Raw genomic sequence first — 686 nt, 5'->3', positions numbered from 1 at the left:
TGAGCCTTGGTGACGCCGCTGCGCAGATTGTCGGGCACCAGAATCTGTGCAGTACCGCCGAAAAAAGCAAAACAGCGGGCGTGCGAGCCCAGCCAGTCTGGCAGCTTCTGCGACCAGGTTGCCTCGGCGAAGGTGTAGCTGGATGCGCCGAGGACGGCGACGAAAATCTGGGCCTGGCGGATCTCTCCGGTTCGCCGGTCGATGATCGGCACGGTCTGACCCGCGTAATCGACGAACAGCTTTTCGCCGGCGCGATGCTCTTGGCGCATGACCACGTCGACCTTGGCGGCCCAGAGGCGGTAGTGCTCGCAGAACCAGCTGTACTGGAAGCCTTGCGGGTGGTTGAGTCTATATTCCTGCCAAAGCAGAGCCAGGGTTACGCCAGAACGGCGCAACTCGGCATGGACATGAGCCCAGTCAGGCATCGGACGTTGATCACTGGGAACAGCGGGCGGCGGTGGAAAAAGATGCCGTTGCAGCTCGGAGTCAGTCAGCGCAGACGGCCAGGTCAGGCCGCTGGCAGCAAAGCGATTGAGGTACTCACCGACGCTGGCTCGGCCTACTTGCAAGCTGGTAGCGACCTGGCGGGCAGATAAGCCGACCTCGAATTTGAGACGTAGCACTTCTCGAATCTTACGCATGGATAACCGCTCCACGACGACCTCTCTGCTTCGATAAAAGAGGTC

At 60.6% G+C, this 686-nt stretch carries 1 protein-coding gene; it reads right to left on the bottom strand.

Going from position 1 to position 686, the window contains the following annotated elements:
* On the bottom strand, positions 1 to 641 hold a 641-nt coding region (gene istA / locus ALO43_RS27075), incomplete at its 3' end, for an IS21 family transposase (protein ID WP_157062371.1).
* Positions 642 to 686: the final 45 nt, after the last annotated feature.

This window comes from Pseudomonas tremae (assembly GCF_001401155.1).
Taxonomy (GTDB): domain Bacteria; phylum Pseudomonadota; class Gammaproteobacteria; order Pseudomonadales; family Pseudomonadaceae; genus Aquipseudomonas; species Aquipseudomonas tremae.
The sequence above is the reverse complement of the archived record's forward strand: the minus strand, read 5'-3'. Positions and strand labels throughout refer to the sequence as shown.